The sequence below is a fragment of the Ferrimonas kyonanensis DSM 18153 genome, assembly GCF_000425405.1.
Lineage (GTDB): Bacteria > Pseudomonadota > Gammaproteobacteria > Enterobacterales > Shewanellaceae > Ferrimonas > Ferrimonas kyonanensis.
The window spans coordinates 1-15,190 of record NZ_AUDJ01000014.1; the positions used below are offsets into that span (position 1 = coordinate 1).

A 15,190-nucleotide genomic window follows, 5' to 3' on the forward strand; every position below is an offset into this window, starting at 1 on the left:
AAAGGTTCATCGCGCATTACCGGGAAAAGCGGCTCGTATCTTCAAGAAGAAGTAGTCGCTATCCCGGTATCCGTAGGCCATGCGTTTGATGACCTTTATCTTGTTGTTCATCCCCTCCAGCTTGCAGGTATGCAGCCGATAAGTCGCTGAGGCGACGATGCCTTTGAGGTAAGGTTTGAGCTTCCTGGCGAAGCGGATTAGCGGCTCTATACCGCTCTCGGTGACCTGCTGCCACCACAGTTGCCACTGGTTCAGAGCAACATCGGGACTGTCGGCATACCACAACTCCTTCAGTTGCTCTCGCATCAGGTACACAACCATCAGCGACCGGTTCTCGGCTAGCAACTCCTCCAGATAGGCATGTTGCTTGCCGGTCATGTTCTCCCGATTCTTCAGCAACACCCAACGACCTCGCTTCACCCTTCTTCTGGCCGGTTTGTCCTGCTTCAGCTCGTTGGCTCGGTCTACCCGAACCCGGTCCACCACTTCCCGGCCATACTTGGCCACCACATGGAACAGGTCATAGACCACTTCGGCGTTTGGACAGTGCATAGCCACCTCCAGGTCGAAGGCGGTATTCATATCCATGGCCACCGCTTCGATGTACTGGCAGTGCTCCCCCAACTGTAGGAAGAACGGCCGTATTGCTTCTCGACTACGGCCCTCGCCGACCCACAGCACCTGATGGGTATCGGCATCAGCGATGACCGTGGCGTAGCGGTGGCCCTTGAACAGGGCAAACTCGTCCATGACCAAACGCCGCACCTGGCTCCAGTCAGGTTCCATCACCTCTCGGGTCAGGCGCCGCATATCCAGGCGCTTGAGGGTGTGCCAGTGCAAACCAGTCAGCTCGTTAACGTGCTTGATGGGCATCAGCTTAAGCAAGTGTTCGATGTAATGAATCAGCAGATTGGTCTGCCGCGCATGGGGTTCAAGCCAGGAGAGGCTCTCGGTAGTTACTCCACAACCAGAGCAGCGAAGTCGGCGTAGCGGCAGCGATAGCAGGGTGCGATAGCCAAGAATGTCTCGCTCCTGGACAGTGCGCGAGGAAACATCATGGACCTGAGTGACTGGCTGGCCACAGTGACATCGACCGGGGCTCGTAGGGGTCAAATGGATGGTAAGAGTGTCGTGGTGGAGCTCAGTATGAGTGGGGGAAAACCCTTCCCACAGTGAGACAGGCAAGGTAAGCTTCGGCATCGAGAACGGCTGGTTGGTTATTGGGTTTGTTTGGCGACTACACAATAACCTTTCCAGCCGTTCTCGTATCTAGTTCCCGCTAATCTGCGAAGAACCAAAAAAAAGCCCCGCATTGCGGGGCTTTTTGTTGGCTACTCCGGCTGAGGCAGCGGGGTATCGAACAGGCTCAGCAACTGGTCGCCGGTGAGGCTGCTGCCAAGATCCTGGGCATCCTTGTCGTAGATGCTGTCTGCCAGCGCCTGTTTCTGCTGCTGCAACTCCATGACCCGCTCTTCGATGGTTTGTTCGCAGATCAGCTTGTAGACAAACACCGGCTTGTCCTGACCGATGCGGTAGGCGCGGTCGGTGGCCTGATTTTCCGCCGCCGGGTTCCACCAGGGATCGTAGTGGATCACCGTGTCTGCCGCGGTCAGGTTCAGGCCCACGCCGCCGGCCTTGAGGGAGATCAGGAACACCGGCACCTCGCCATTCTGGAAACTGTCGATGGCTTGCTCGCGCTTGCGGGTCTGACCGGTGAGCTTGGCAAAGGGAATGCCCTGTTGCTCCAGCCGCGCTTCGATCAGCGCCAGCATCTGGGTGAACTGAGAGAAGATCAGCACTCGTCGTCCCTCCTCCAGCATCGGCGGCAGCATCTCCATCAGGAAGTCGAGCTTGGCCGATTCCTGCACCAGCGCCGCCTGTTCCAGTTTCACCAGTTGTGGGTCGCAGCAGATCTGCCGTAACTTCAGCAGGGCATCGAGAAATTCGATCTGGCTTTTGGCCATTCCTTTGCTGCTGAGTAACTCCCGCACCCGGGCTTCCATGGCCACTCGAACCCCTTCGTACAGTATCCGCTGCTGAGGCGGTAAGGGAATGGTCTGCACCATCTCGGTCTTGGCCGGCAGTTCCTGAGCCACCTCACTCTTGGTGCGGCGCAACAAAAACGGCGCCAGGCGGGTCAGCAGTTCCTTCTTCAGATCCAGGTTGCCCTCTTTTTCGATGGGCTTGCGGTAATAGCGGCTGAACTGGCCTTCGCTGCCGAGGAAGGATGGCATTACGAAATCGAACAGCGACCACAGTTCCCCGAGGTGATTTTCCATCGGCGTGCCTGTCAGGCACAGGCGTTGGCCAGCGTTAAGCTGTTTTACCGCCTTGGTGATCTTGGCCCCCGGGGTCTTGATGGCCTGCGCCTCATCGAGGATGGCCAGGCTGAAATTGAGGCTGGCAAACAGCTCGATGTCCCGACCGACCAGACCATAGGTGGTGATGATCAGATCGAACTCGCCCAGGGTATCGAAATGGCGGTGGCGCTCCTGGCCGTGCAACACCAGTACCGACAGATCCGGACAGAAGCGTTGCGACTCGCTGCGCCAGTTGCTGATCAGGCTGGTGGGACACACCAGCAGGGCCGGATGAGGCAGTTGATCCCGTTGCTTGAGCCGCTGCAGGTGCGCCAGCGTCTGCAGGGTTTTCCCCAGGCCCATGTCATCGGCAAGCACACCGCCAAAGCCGTATTGATGCAGAAAGGCCAGCCAGTCCAATCCCTGCTGTTGGTAAGGGCGCAGGGTGGCATGCAGGTTTTCGGGAGGCTCGACGGTCTCGATGCCACTGAAGTGGTTGAGTTTGTGGGCCAGTTGTTGAATGCGCTCGCCGCCAATCCATCGGCCCTGGCGAGGCAGCTGTTCCAGCAGTCCGGCCTGATGGCTGGGCAGGCGAATGCGATCGCCACTGGGGTTAGCCAGCTCCTCCAGAATTGCCAGCACCGGTCGAATGCTGCGGTTGGCGATGCGCAGCGGCATCGCCCCTTCACGGTGCAGCAGAATCGGGTTGTTATCGCCGCGCCAGTCGCTGTTGTGGTCCAGCCAGGTCAGCAGCAGTGGCAGCAGTTCCACCTGCTGATCGTCAATCTCCACCGACAGCCCCAGGTTAAACCAGGAGTCGTCCTCTTCGATGATCAGATCAAAGGCGGGAATTTCATGGGGCAGCAACGGCAATGACGGGTCAATTTGCAGCTGCCACTGCTGCTGGTTCATCGGTCCCTGAAACTGGCTGAGCAGCTTCTGCCAGAAGGAGAGATCGGTGGCGGCGGTGGCCAGCTTCAGGTAGGCGGCCGACGCCACTTGTGGGGCCAGCTCGCCGCCGTGTTCGAACTCCGACAGCTGCAGTTGCTGGTACAGTTCGACCGCAGCCTGTTCAGCCTCGCTGTTGCGCTGAATCTGCCAGTGGCCGTGATCATTGCTAAAGCGGGTCTGGGTTGGCCGCTGAGTGACCTCTTTCGGCAATGGCAATTGGTCGTACTGCAGCCAGAAAAAACTCTGAATGCCTTCGTCGCTGGGCACCAGTTTCAGCACCGGTGTCAGTGGCGCCTCAATCTGCTGGTACTCGGTTTGAATCGGGTGCGGCAGGGTGTGTTCATTGAACTGCAGGGCGATGGTGTCGCCAAAATGGCGGGCTTGCTCCCTGGGGAGCGCTGGCAGTCGCTGCAGGCAGAACAGCACCTCGGTGGAGAGTTCGGTCTCCAGCGGCCCGGAGCTGAAGTCGTCGAGGTTGATGTACCAGGGCCGGGAGAAGGGCACCAGTACCCAGGGCGCGCCGCACTGCAGTTGCGAGTGCAGCTGGTAATCGGTGTGGTGCTCCCAGCGGAAGTTCAGGGTCTGGACCGGGCCCTGGGTCAGGGTCTGGTTGGGTTGATCCCAGAATGCCAACTGCTGATCCAGCAGCTTCTGATAGGTATAGCGATCCAGATCCGTTTCCAGATGGGCGTAGCGATACCAGGTGTTGCCCCGGGTTGCCAGCAGCAGCCGGCTGTAGGTGACCACATCGTCGTTGGCCCAGCCATCGCCGTAGTGAGCGGCAACGTTGAACAACTGTTTGGCGGTAAATTTACTGAATCCGCCCCGCTTCAGTCGTCGGCAGTTGCCCACTTCCACCACGATCGACTCGCCGACGCTGGCGTTGCGGGTTAACGACGGTGCCACTCGAAAGCGGCCCACCAACGGCGATTCCGGCGGGGCGGGCTGTGGCTTAGGGGGGTGGACGGCAGAGAATTTTTCCAGCCAGGCCTGATAACGATCCTGGTGGCCATGGTGTTGATCCAAGATGGTCAGCAACAGGGCCACGGCGTGCTTGCATTGTGAAGAGACTGGGCAGTTGCAGAAGCTCTCCAGAGTGCAGCGGTCGCCGCGCTTTTTGATTTCAATGCTGGTGTCGTACTGGTTGTCCCGTCGGCCCAGGGTGGTGCCATGGACCGAGTTGCCGCCAGGGCCCAGCTCGGCTTGCAGGACCATCTCCTCCTCGAAGTAGCGTTTGCCTCGGTTAAAGGTCGCGTCGTCGAAGTTGTTTTCCACATCAGTTAGACGGAATAAAAGCATTCAGTGATCAGCCGGGTAACAGGGTGCAATCGGCCATCATACCACCCCTGACAAGGGGGGTTAATAGTGACTTGCATGATGGGGTGCACAAAGGCAGGTGCGGACAGGCTCAGGCCAGGCGCGCCGCGGAATCCTGGTAGTGGCTCGGCTGGGGGGGCTCGGCCAGGTGGGCGATGGCTCGCTGATACAGGACGGCTGCCCGTTCCCGCAGGGCTGGCTCGTTGTGGCGGCTGCGGTACAGCCAGTGGGCGGCATCCAGCATCTGCCGGGCGGTCACGCTGTCCATCCAAGGTGGCGGGGCTGCCGAGGCCTGCTCCAGCAACATCAGGCTCAATGATGGGTACATGGGCACCAGAAAGAAGGCTCGACAGGCGCGCTCGTAGGCCAGGTGGTAACGCTGTGCCTTGTGGTGACCCAGCGCCACATCGGCCAACCGTGCTCCTTGTGTCAGCCGGGCTTGCATGTTCTGGCGGTATGCGGCCAGCAATGCCAGCTGGCTGAGCCTGAGGGTGGGATCCGGCTGCGCTTCGGCCGTGACTCGAGCCAGCTCAATGCCCTGCTCAAACCGTTCCGTCAGGCCGCACAGGGCAAACAGCTTGGCGCTGTTTAATTGGGTATAGAAGTTGGGGTGAGGGTGGGTATCGGGGCCCAACACCTGCATGATCATCACGCAGTGATCCAGTTGCCCCTCCACCAGCGCCGCCAGGGCCGCGGCCACTTTGAGACCGCTTTCCAGCCCGGGTTGGCAAACGCTGCCCTGGCTCAGCTGGGCGATCTGTTTCAGGCTCTGGGCGATGAGGCTGTGGCGCCGGGCCGGGCTGGTCTCGGCAAGGGCGGCAAACAAGCGGCACAGGTTGGCGTGGATCTGCAGCTCTGGAGAAAAGCGGTGGCTGCCTTTTACCCGTGCCAGGTAATCGTCATAGTGATGGGCGGCGGCACAGAAGTCGCCTTGCTGGGCGTGAAGGTCGGCGATGATGACCTGGTAGCCAGGATCGGCCGGACACAGCCGTTGCAGTCGGGTCATGGCGCTCAGGGCATCGGAACAGGCATCCTGGTGCAGGGCCGATTGGGTCAGCCCCTGTTGCGCTGCCGGTTCAAACGGACCGCGGCGCTGCAGCTCATTAAAGATGTGGGTGGCGTCCTCGAAACGCTGCAGCCCGATCAGCGCCTGGCCGGCGCCGATGCGTGGCCAGACCTTATCACTGCGCTGGCTGTGGTGACGGTAGAAGGTCAGGGCTTCGCTAAATCGGCGTAGCTGTAGCAAACAGTTGCCGTGGGTCCGGTCCAGGAACGGCGTGTGCTGAGGAAAGGTACGTCTTAGCCTCAGGGTCAGGTGCAGCGCCGCGCCGTAGGCTTGATCCGCCAGGGCCTGATGCAGCTCAGACAGCTGTTGGCGGCGCTGCAACGCCAGCATCAGCCGTCGCTCCAGCTCCTGGTAGCGGAACGGCTTGAGCAGCAGGTCATCCGGCTCCATGGCCAGGCATTGACTGATCGTTTCGCGACTGTGGTCATCGCTGATAAACAGGAAGGCGCCGTTGCCACACAGGTGTTGATGATGGCGAAGCTCATCCAGAATCAGGCCGCCATCGACCCGCCGCTCCGGGTCGAAGCCACACAGCACCGCATCGTACTGGTGCTGGCGAACCAGTCGCAGCGCCTTGAGGGTGTCTGAGGTGCTGGTGATGTTGGGGTGGCTGGCTCCTGCATCAAGCAGGATCGAGCGCACCAGCCCGATAAAATCGGTCGAGTGATCGATGATCAGAAAGGTACGATCGGTGAGCATCCTTGCCTCCAACCTCAGATCGGTGCTGGCGGTTACGATCCGTGTAACCGGGGTGGTGTCAGGCCGAACTGCGGCATTGTTTCCGTTACTTCAGTTATTTGCGTCAAATATTCGGCCTTTGCTCACACCAAAAGCCGACTATCCTGATTTAAGGATAGTGTAACGGCCAGATTCTGCCTCCCCGGTGGAACGATAAATTCCCTCCTTATTCCAATTTGATTGGTTGTTGTGTCTATTAATCTGTTTTGGTTATATGAAAGTCCGAAGTTGAATTGTTGAAATCGCGGTTGTGGCGTTCACTAAATGGCAGAAAAACGTTGAATAGGACGCAAGGATGTCACAACCACAGCCCCTGACTCACCTGGATCGCCTCGAAGCGGAGAGCATCCACATCTTCCGCGAAGTGGCGGCCGAGTTTGAAAACCCGGTGATGCTGTACTCCATCGGCAAAGACTCGTCGGTGCTGTTGCATCTGGCGCGCAAGGCGTTTTACCCGGGGAAGATTCCGTTTCCGCTGCTGCACGTGGACACCGATTGGAAGTTCAAGGAGATGATTGAGTTTCGCGATCGCATGGCCCGTGAACACGGGTTTGACCTGTTGGTGCATAAGAACCCGCAGGGGCTGGAGATGGCCATCAATCCCTTTGTTCATGGCAGTGCCCTGCATACCGACATCATGAAAACTCAGGGGTTAAGGCAGGCGCTGGATCAGCACGGTTTCGATGCCGCCTTTGGCGGTGCTCGTCGGGATGAAGAGGCCTCCCGGGCCAAGGAGCGGGTTTACTCGTTCCGGGATAAAAACCACCGCTGGGATCCTAAAAATCAACGCCCCGAATTGTGGAATCTCTACAACGCCAAGGTGCATCCCGGTGAAAGCATTCGCGTGTTTCCACTGTCCAACTGGACCGAACTGGATATCTGGCAGTACATCTACCGCGAGCAGATTGAGATCGTGCCGCTGTACCTGGCCAAGCCGCGGCCGGTGCTGGAGCGGGACGGCAGCTTGATCATGGTGGACGACGATCGCATGCCCCTGGAAGACGGGGAAACCCCGCAACTGCGCAGCGTGCGTTTTCGCACCCTGGGGTGTTATCCCCTCACCGGGGCGGTGGAATCTGAGGCGGACACTCTGCCGGGCATCATCGAAGAGATGTTGCTGGCGACGACCTCAGAACGCCAGGGACGGGTCATCGACCGCGACAGTGCCGGCTCGATGGAGAAGAAGAAGATGGAAGGCTATTTCTAGGCCAGGTTTGAGATACAGGAGTTAACTATGTCCACCCACGCATCCAGCGTTACCCAACGGGTTACGGAATACCTGGCCCAACATGAAAACAAGGCGTTGCTGAGGTTCATCACCTGCGGCAGTGTCGACGACGGCAAGAGCACCCTGATCGGGCGACTGCTGCACGATACCAAGGCGTTGTACGACGACCAGTTGGAGGCGGTGAACCAACAGAGCCGTCGCAGCGGCACCACCGGGGAACGCCCGGATTTGGCCCTGTTGGTGGATGGCCTGCAGGCGGAGCGCGAACAGGGGATCACCATCGATGTGGCCTACCGCTACTTCTCCACCGACAAACGTAAGTTCATCATCGCCGATACGCCGGGTCACGAACAGTACACTCGCAACATGGCCACCGGTGCATCGACGGCGGATCTGGCCATTATTCTGGTGGATGCCCGTTATGGCCTGCTGGAGCAGACTCGTCGTCATAGCTTCCTGGTGTCGTTATTGGGGATCAAGCAGATAGTGGTCGCCATCAACAAGATGGATCTCAAAGCGTACGACCAGTCGGTGTTTGACGCCATCTCGGCGCAGTATGCTCAGATGGCAGAATCACTGGGGTTCGAGCGCATCGATTATGTGCCGATGTCGGCGTTGGAAGGGGACAACGTCGCCTCGTTGAGTGCGGCCATGCCCTGGTATCAGGGCCCGAGCTTGTTGGCATTGCTGGAGCAGGCTTTGCCGGCAGATGAAGCCGCGGCGCGGCCGTTCCGGTTACCGGTACAGATGGTGGCCAGGCCCAACCTCGATTTTCGAGGCTTTGCCGGCACCATCAGCGCCGGTGTGGTGCGGGTGGGTGATGAGTTGCAGGTGCTGCCATCGGGCAAGACCGCCCGGGTGGCGGGAATCCATCAGTTCGGCGGTGACGTCAGTCAGGCGCAAGCCGGTGAAGCGGTCACCCTGACTCTGGATCGTGAGATTGATGTCAGCCGCGGCAACTGGCTGGTTCATGCGGCGGATTCGGTGCCACTGTCCGACAGCTTCACGGCGAGGGTGGTGTGGATGTCGGAGACGCCGCTGCAACCGGGGCGGGATTATCGCCTGAAGCTGGCCACCTCCACGGTACGGGCAAAGGTGTCGGCCATCGATCATCAGGTGGACATTCACGATTGGAGTGAACGCCAAACCGAGCAGTTGGCACTCAACGCCATCGGCCAGATTCGATTGCAAACCGAACAGCCGTTGCCGATAGACCCCTATCGAGACCAGCGTGATACCGGCTCGTTTATCCTGATTGACCCCATCAGCAACGGCACGGTTGCCGCGGGCATGGTGCTGGAGTCGGCCGACACTCAGGCCGTGACCGCGGACTACTCCGCCTTTGAGCTGGAGCTGAATGCATTGGTGCGTAAGCATTTCCCTCATTGGAATGCGTTGGATCTGAAGGCACTGGCTGACAGCGGACGTCGCTAATGACCCTGATCCATGGTCAGTTGCTGGCTCTGGCAGTGTCGATGTTCTTCGGGCTGGTGTTTACCCGCCTGAGGCCGGTGCTGTTGTTCAGCGGCACTGCCATCGCCCTGGTGTTGATGCAGCAGCTGGACGTGGCCCGGCTGTTGACTCTGGCGGCCAATCCGGCGGTCATCAGCCTGCTGCTGTTGCTGCTGGTGTCGGCAGGCATCGAGAAGACCCGTCTGCTGGCCTGGCTCAGTCAGTTCCTGTTTCGCCGTTCCTACGCCAGCACCCTGATGCGAATGGGGGCCGGTACCATGGTGTCGTCGGCGTTTCTGAATAACACCGCGGTGGTGGCGGCCTTGATGGGGCGGGTGCACAGCAACCCGGATCACTCGCCGTCACGGCTGCTGTTACCGCTGTCGTATGCGGCCATCCTCGGTGGCACCCTGACCCTGGTGGGCACCTCCACCAACCTGATTGTGAACAGCTTTCTGGTGGAGGCCGGTAAGCCGTCGCTGGCACTGTTTGATTTTTTGCCGGTGGGGCTGGTGGCGTGTTCGGTGGGACTGGTGTTACTGGTGCTGCTGTCGGCCTGGCTGCCTCGCCATCCGCGTCAGGCGCAGCAGGAGGATCCCTACTTTATTGAAGCCAAGGTGCAACCGGACAGTCCGCTGGTGGGGCGCTCGGTGCAGGCCAACGGCCTGCGCGCCTTGGAGGGACTGTTTTTGGCTGAAGTGGTTCGGGGGCAGAGGCTGATCTCGCCGCTGAGTCCGGACACGGTGCTGGAGGCTGGCGACAAGCTGGTGTTTTGCGGCGATGTTCGGCGGGTCACTGTGCTGCAGCGGTTCCGCGGCCTGACCCTGTTCGCCTCGGCGCAGGGGCAGTTGGATCGTACCCTGACCGAGGTGATTGTCAGCCCGACCTCCGCCATCGTCGGCCAAACCCTGAAATCGGTAGAGTTTCGGGCCCGGTTCGATGCGGCGGTGGTGGCGATGCGACGCCGGGGCGAACGTTTATCCGGCAAGCTGGGCCAGATCCCGATTCAGGCGGGTGATGTGCTGGTGCTGGCGGTGGGGCAGGGGTTTGATCACTCCCGCGTCAGTCGAAACTTCTTTGTGATTGGCAATGCCCAGTTGTCTGCCACCCTGACCCCGTTGCAGGAGTGGATCGCCATCGGCGGTTTTGTGTCGGTGCTGGCGCTGAGTGCTTTCGGAGCCATTGAGTTGGTTGCCGGGCTGGCGGTGCTGCTGATGCTGATGCTCACCAGCGGCGTGCTCAGCGGCCAGGACGTTCGCCAGCGTTTTCCATTTGAGATCTGGATGATCATCACCGGGGCTCTGGCCATCGCCGACAGTGTATTGCAGTCCGGCCTGGCGTTGGTGGCTTCCAACTGGCTGCATCAACTGTTCAATGGTCAGGGGGTGATGGTGGCGTTTGTCGGGGTCTACCTGGTGGCGCTGATTCTGACCGAACTGATGACCAACAACGCCGCCGCCGCGCTGGCGTTGCCATTGGCGCTGGGGTTGGCAGACGCCTTCGGGGTCAGCGCCATGCCGTTTGTGATGGCGGTTGCCTATGGGGCCAGTGCCAGTTTTATCAGCCCGTTCAGTTATCAGACCAACCTGATGGTGATGAGCCTGGGCGATTATCGTAAGCGTGATTATCTGAGGCTGGGGCTGCCCATGTCGCTGGCCTACAGCGCGGCGGTGCTGCTGACTACGCCGCTGTTTTTTCCATTTTGAGGTGAGTATGACCAACAACCTGACCTGGCATGACCACGCGGTAACGCCAGAACAACGGCAACAACTTAAGGGCCACGGCAGTGCCCTATTGTGGTTCACCGGCCTGAGTGGCTCGGGCAAGTCGACGCTGGCCAACGCCCTGGAGCGGCGCCTGATTGCCATGGGGGTGCACAGTTTTCTGTTGGATGGGGACAACGTGCGGCTGGGACTGAATCAAGACTTAGGTTTTGGTGACGCCGATCGTGAGGAGAACATTCGTCGTATCGGCGAAGTGGGGAAGCTGTTCGTCAGCGCCGGGACCTTGTGTTTGTCGGCTTTCATCTCGCCGTTTCAGGCGGATCGGCAGCGGGTTCGGGCGGCACTGCCCGCCGGACAGTTTATTGAGGTGTTTGTGGACGCGCCGCTGGCGGTGTGTGAGCAGCGGGATCCTAAAGGGTTGTATCAAAAGGCCCGTGCCGGCGAGATTGCCAATTTTACCGGCATTGATTCCGACTATGAGGCGCCGAATGAGGCGGAGATCCATATACGGACCGACCAACTTGACACCGAGGCTGCCGTTGACAAGATGGTGGCTTATCTGACCCAACGTGGAATTTTGCCCTCATGACCCTGGAACCTTTAGACCGGCATCAGCAGCAACTGCTGCTGTCACAGATGATCGTGGTGGCCCGGCAGGCGGGCGAAGCGGCGATGGCCCATTATGGCCAGCCGCAGACCCGCTATAAGCAAGACGACAGTCCGCTGACTCAGGCGGATCTGGCCAGTCACCAGGCCCTGGTTCAGGGCATCCGCGACTGGGGCAACCCCTGGCCGGTGTTGTCGGAGGAGGCCGGCTTGGCGCCGTGGGAACTGCGGCGGCAGTGGCAACGCTATTGGTTGTTGGATCCGGTTGACGGCACCAAGGAGTTCATCGCCGAAAATGGCGAGTTCACCATCAATATCGCGCTGATCGAGCAAGGCGTGCCGCTGCTTGGGGTGGTGGTGGCACCGGCGCTGGGGAAACTCTACAGTGGTGGCCGGGACCTGGGGGCCTGGCTGGAAGACGAGTCCGGTCTGCGGGCCATTAGCGGTGGCCAGTGCGGCGCGGTGCCCAGAGTGGTGACCAGTCGCTCTCACCCCTCGGCCGAATTGGCACAGTGGTTAAGCCGTTATCCCAAGGTATCACTGGTTGAGGTGGGCAGTTCGTTAAAGCTGTGTCTGTTGGCCGAAGGCAAGGCGGATCTGTACCCCAGGTTGGGCCCGACCAGCGAGTGGGACATTGCGGCGGCACACGCGGTGCTGGAAGGGGCCGGAGGCAGCGTTCGTACCCTGGATGACCAGCCGCTGGGTTACAACGGCAAGGCCTCGGTGCTTAACCCGCACTTCATCGCTCGCAGCGACGGATAAAAAAAACCACCTTAAAAAAGGTGGTTAAATATAATGGAGATGATGATGAAACAAATTTCAGTTCAAATTTGTTACATAAGGTCAGAGTCTCCATTGCTGCGTTAGTTCAAATTTTTACCCATCTTTTTCGATATTTTTTCGCGCTATTTATTTCTTCTTTTGCCTTCATGCACTTAGCCACAGCACTTTTTGTACTTCTTGCCACTTCCGCAGGGGCAGGGATCGTTTCGGCCAGTGGTTTTGCCGTGAGTCGCGGTGATCGTGGAGTCTGGCTCGGTGTCCACCGGGCGCTTATCACCCTGCTGGTAGCGCTGGAACAGCTGTTGGATCAGCGTCGTCGCGCCGGGCCAGCCGCCTTGGGGCAGACTGGGTCCACAGGCATCCGGCCAGGGGCCTCCCAGTGCGCTCTGCTGAGACTGGGGTAACTGCTTGGCGACGCCTCTGGCCAGTGAGCGCAGCTCGTTGGCCTGAGCGGCGGCACCGCCGAGCAGCGGTGATAATGCCTCGCCGAGGCGGGCGTCAGTCAGTTGCGCTTGCTGATGCAGCCAGGCGAGGGCGCCCAGGCACAGGCTGCGCGCCTGAGTATCGAGCTGCTCTTGTTTCAACAGGCCCATCAAGTACCCTGGCGCCTGATTGAACAGCTGCCCCAGGCATTGAGCCAGCGCCGCATAGTGGTGCTCAAACAGCCGGGCCATCGGGCTGTCGGTGTGCCAATGAAAGCGCAGCAGGGTATCGATGGCATCGCGAACATCCTGATGGGCGTTGGCGTCAGCCAGGCACCACAGGCTGTGCCAGTGACCGATGTAGTCCTGATTGTTCAGATCGATTTGCGGTGCATCCACAAACAGCTGCAACTCCTCCTGAGCCAGTTTTACCAGCAGTGGCGAGGGCGGCTGCAGTTCGTTCAACAGCGCTTCGGGCAGGTCGCCGGTATGCAGCGTCAGTTGCTCAATCAGGGATTCATGCTCCATGAGCTGGTTGTCTGCGTCCGGGTGTTGGCCCAGAAACAGGGCGGCGGCCTGATTGATCACTTCACACAGGTGGCGTCGAACCTGTCTGGCTTCGGCGATGAATGCCGCGTCATCGAGTCCGTTTTGTTGGCAGTGGGCCTGGACCTGATGCAGGTTGGCAAAAAAGCAGCCATAGCTGGCAAAGGCTGCGATGGTGGGCTGCAGATCGGGATCCTGATGATCCAGTTGCTCCATCACCAGCGGCAGGCCGTGCTCAAACCCGGCGGCCCACTGGGCCAGGGGCGAGTCTGGGGCAAAGCCTCGCAGTGGCTCAGCCTGGGGCAGGCGGCATTGGCTGGGCAGTACCAGAGCCTGAGTTTTGAGTGCCGCGGCGGCCTGCTGATACAACTGCACCAGCGCCGGACTCAGATCGTCATCCAGGGCCTGCTCCGGGCCCAGCAGAATCGCCAGCCAATGGCTGGGTAATACCGGCGTCGGCGCACAGACAACGGCGCTGATAAAGCCATGCAGATAGTAGTAGTTCAGGCTGGCTTCGCAGGGAAGCGGCAGACGATTGATGGCGTGACGGAGTTTTTGCGGTGAAAGTGACATAGTGATCGACTGGCAGTGAAAAATGCAGCGGTTAGCTGATGAGGCGCCGATCATAGCAGATTGCGCCGTTCGGTGAGGCGAGGAATTTACCCGACTTTACCCTGGGTTGACGTTGGTTGAAGTTGACGGCGTTAGGCTTACCGTTAACAGGGTGCACTCAGGAGGACCTATGCAACGTGTTATCGCACTGATTGTGACCGCCACACTGCTGGTCAGCCCGGCACTGCAGGCCAAACCTCATTCGGGGAAGGCCCATAAGGGCAAGAATGTCATCATCGTGAAGCCGGGGTATCACCATAAACCCTATCGAAACCACTACTCTTATCATCGTCATGAGTTGGCGCGGATCGCCACCTTTGCGGTGTTCGCCGGAGTGACCTATGCCATTGTCGATAACGCCTATTATCGCCAGCAGGGGGACAGCTATGTGTACGTGGCTCAGCCTCCTGCAGGCAGTTATCAGGTGCTGTCTGGTGAGCCCCAGCCGGTGTTAGCCGCTCCGGAGTATGCACTCGGACAGCGGGTGCAACGATTGCCGGCAGACAGCCGGGCCGTGACGGTGGATGGGGTGTCGTACCGGGAGCATGAGGGCGTCTGGTTTGCGCCGTTGCAGGGAGGTAGCGGGTACGTGGTAACGACATCGCCGTTGAACTGACCGGAAGTTACAGTGATAGGTGATTGTAATGTGTTGATTTTAATGACCTTTGGCTCCTGTTTCAGCCAGGGGTGAAAAAATTGGTGATTTTTTTCATGACGGCTGAACTTTTGTTGTTTTTTCCGCTCTATATAAGGGTAACGAATTCAGTTTCATCATCATCATCTCCTTGAATAAAGTATTCTTCGTCATCTCCTTGAGGTGGCGTTTTTTTTGCCCGGATTTTGTTGCCAATAAAAAAAGCCGGTTTTTTTTCTGACCCGGTGAACTTTTCTGATGGCGGCGACTCTATATCTCTGTAACGAATTTAGTTTCATCATCATCTCTCAGAATTCCTTATTCTCCGCCATCTCCTTGAGATGGCGTTTTTTTTGCTCGCTGTCAGGGCGCCTCTGCCCGCTGGCAGCGGGGCTGCGAGCGCGGTTGGCATTGGGCGAGAACAGGAGAAGAAAAAAACGGGGGTTGCTATGGAACTTTGGCGACCGGTTCGACTCTATATTTCTGTAACGAATTTGGTTTCATCATCATCTCCTGAATTCCTTAATGTTCGCCACCTGTTTGAGGTGGCGTTTTTTTTGCCAACGGTTCAGGTAAGCGCATTAATGCCGTTGTGGCATTTCATAAGATTCGGATTTTTAATTAAATTTAAAAAAATTACTTCGAGGCGTGAACTTTTAGGAAACGGAGGACTCTATTGAAAGGTAACGAATTTAGTTTCATCATCATCTCCCTGACAGTTTTGTTGCTCGCCACCTCCTTGAGGTGGCGTTTTTTTTGCTGTCGGGAAAGTGGCCGTCAACGACCCCACTCGGTGGTGGGGCCATCGCAG

The 15,190-nt window shown here is 58.9% G+C and carries 11 protein-coding genes; 7 read left to right on the forward strand and 4 right to left on the reverse strand.

The window, feature by feature from the left end:
• Positions 1–6: 6 nt before the first annotated feature.
• The 3 genes from H598_RS0105890 to H598_RS0105900 all read right to left on the reverse strand — a co-directional run bounded on the left by H598_RS0105890 (position 7) and on the right by H598_RS0105900 (position 6,333).
• Positions 7–1,200 (reverse strand): ISL3 family transposase, encoded by a 1,194-nt coding sequence (locus tag H598_RS0105890; RefSeq protein WP_028112189.1) that lies wholly within the window; start codon positions 1,198–1,200, stop codon positions 7–9.
• A gap of 131 nt (positions 1,201–1,331) precedes the next feature.
• Positions 1,332–4,550 carry a DEAD/DEAH box helicase gene (locus H598_RS23465; protein WP_084144345.1) on the reverse strand — a complete coding sequence of 1,073 codons (3,219 nt, stop codon included), beginning with the start codon at positions 4,548–4,550 and terminating at the stop codon, positions 1,332–1,334.
• A 109-nt stretch (positions 4,551–4,659) separates the two neighbouring features.
• Positions 4,660–6,333: a response regulator gene (locus H598_RS0105900; protein ID WP_028112190.1), complete on the reverse strand. Its 1,674-nt coding sequence runs from the start codon at positions 6,331–6,333 to the stop codon at positions 4,660–4,662.
• Positions 6,334–6,667: 334 nt separating this feature from the next.
• Here H598_RS0105900 and cysD point away from each other — a divergent pair, with 334 nt between their 5' ends.
• Genes cysD through cysQ form a run of 5 tightly spaced genes read left to right on the forward strand, consistent with a single transcriptional unit; the run spans position 6,668 to position 12,144 of the window.
• Positions 6,668–7,579: a sulfate adenylyltransferase subunit CysD gene (cysD, locus tag H598_RS0105905; RefSeq protein ID WP_028112191.1), complete on the forward strand. Its 912-nt coding sequence runs from the start codon at positions 6,668–6,670 to the stop codon at positions 7,577–7,579.
• A 27-nt stretch (positions 7,580–7,606) separates the two neighbouring features.
• Positions 7,607–9,034 (forward strand): sulfate adenylyltransferase subunit CysN, encoded by a 1,428-nt coding sequence (gene cysN / locus H598_RS0105910; protein WP_028112192.1) that lies wholly within the window; start codon positions 7,607–7,609, stop codon positions 9,032–9,034.
• Positions 9,034–10,758 (forward strand): SLC13 family permease, encoded by a 1,725-nt coding sequence (locus tag H598_RS0105915; RefSeq protein ID WP_028112193.1) that lies wholly within the window; start codon positions 9,034–9,036, stop codon positions 10,756–10,758. The genes cysN and H598_RS0105915 overlap by 1 nt, the downstream gene beginning before the upstream one ends.
• Before the next feature lie 7 nt (positions 10,759–10,765).
• Positions 10,766–11,365: an adenylyl-sulfate kinase gene (gene cysC, locus H598_RS0105920; RefSeq protein WP_051252467.1), complete on the forward strand. Its 600-nt coding sequence runs from the start codon at positions 10,766–10,768 to the stop codon at positions 11,363–11,365.
• Positions 11,362–12,144, forward strand: coding sequence for a 3'(2'),5'-bisphosphate nucleotidase CysQ (cysQ, locus tag H598_RS0105925; protein WP_051252469.1), 783 nt, complete (start codon positions 11,362–11,364; stop codon positions 12,142–12,144). The genes cysC and cysQ overlap by 4 nt, the downstream gene beginning before the upstream one ends.
• A 173-nt stretch (positions 12,145–12,317) precedes the next feature.
• On the opposite strand, the gene H598_RS0105930 is transcribed toward cysQ, so the two are convergent.
• Positions 12,318–13,706: a UPF0149 family protein gene (locus H598_RS0105930; RefSeq protein ID WP_169629221.1), complete on the reverse strand. Its 1,389-nt coding sequence runs from the start codon at positions 13,704–13,706 to the stop codon at positions 12,318–12,320.
• A 169-nt stretch (positions 13,707–13,875) separates the two neighbouring features.
• Here H598_RS0105930 and H598_RS26395 point away from each other — a divergent pair, with 169 nt between their 5' ends.
• Positions 13,876–14,361 carry a hypothetical protein gene (locus H598_RS26395; protein ID WP_051252472.1) on the forward strand — a complete coding sequence of 162 codons (486 nt, stop codon included), beginning with the start codon at positions 13,876–13,878 and terminating at the stop codon, positions 14,359–14,361.
• 359 nt (positions 14,362–14,720) lie between these two features.
• Entirely contained in the window at positions 14,721–15,059 is a 339-nt protein-coding gene (locus H598_RS26745; protein ID WP_169629222.1) for a hypothetical protein, read from the forward strand.
• Positions 15,060–15,190: the final 131 nt, after the last annotated feature.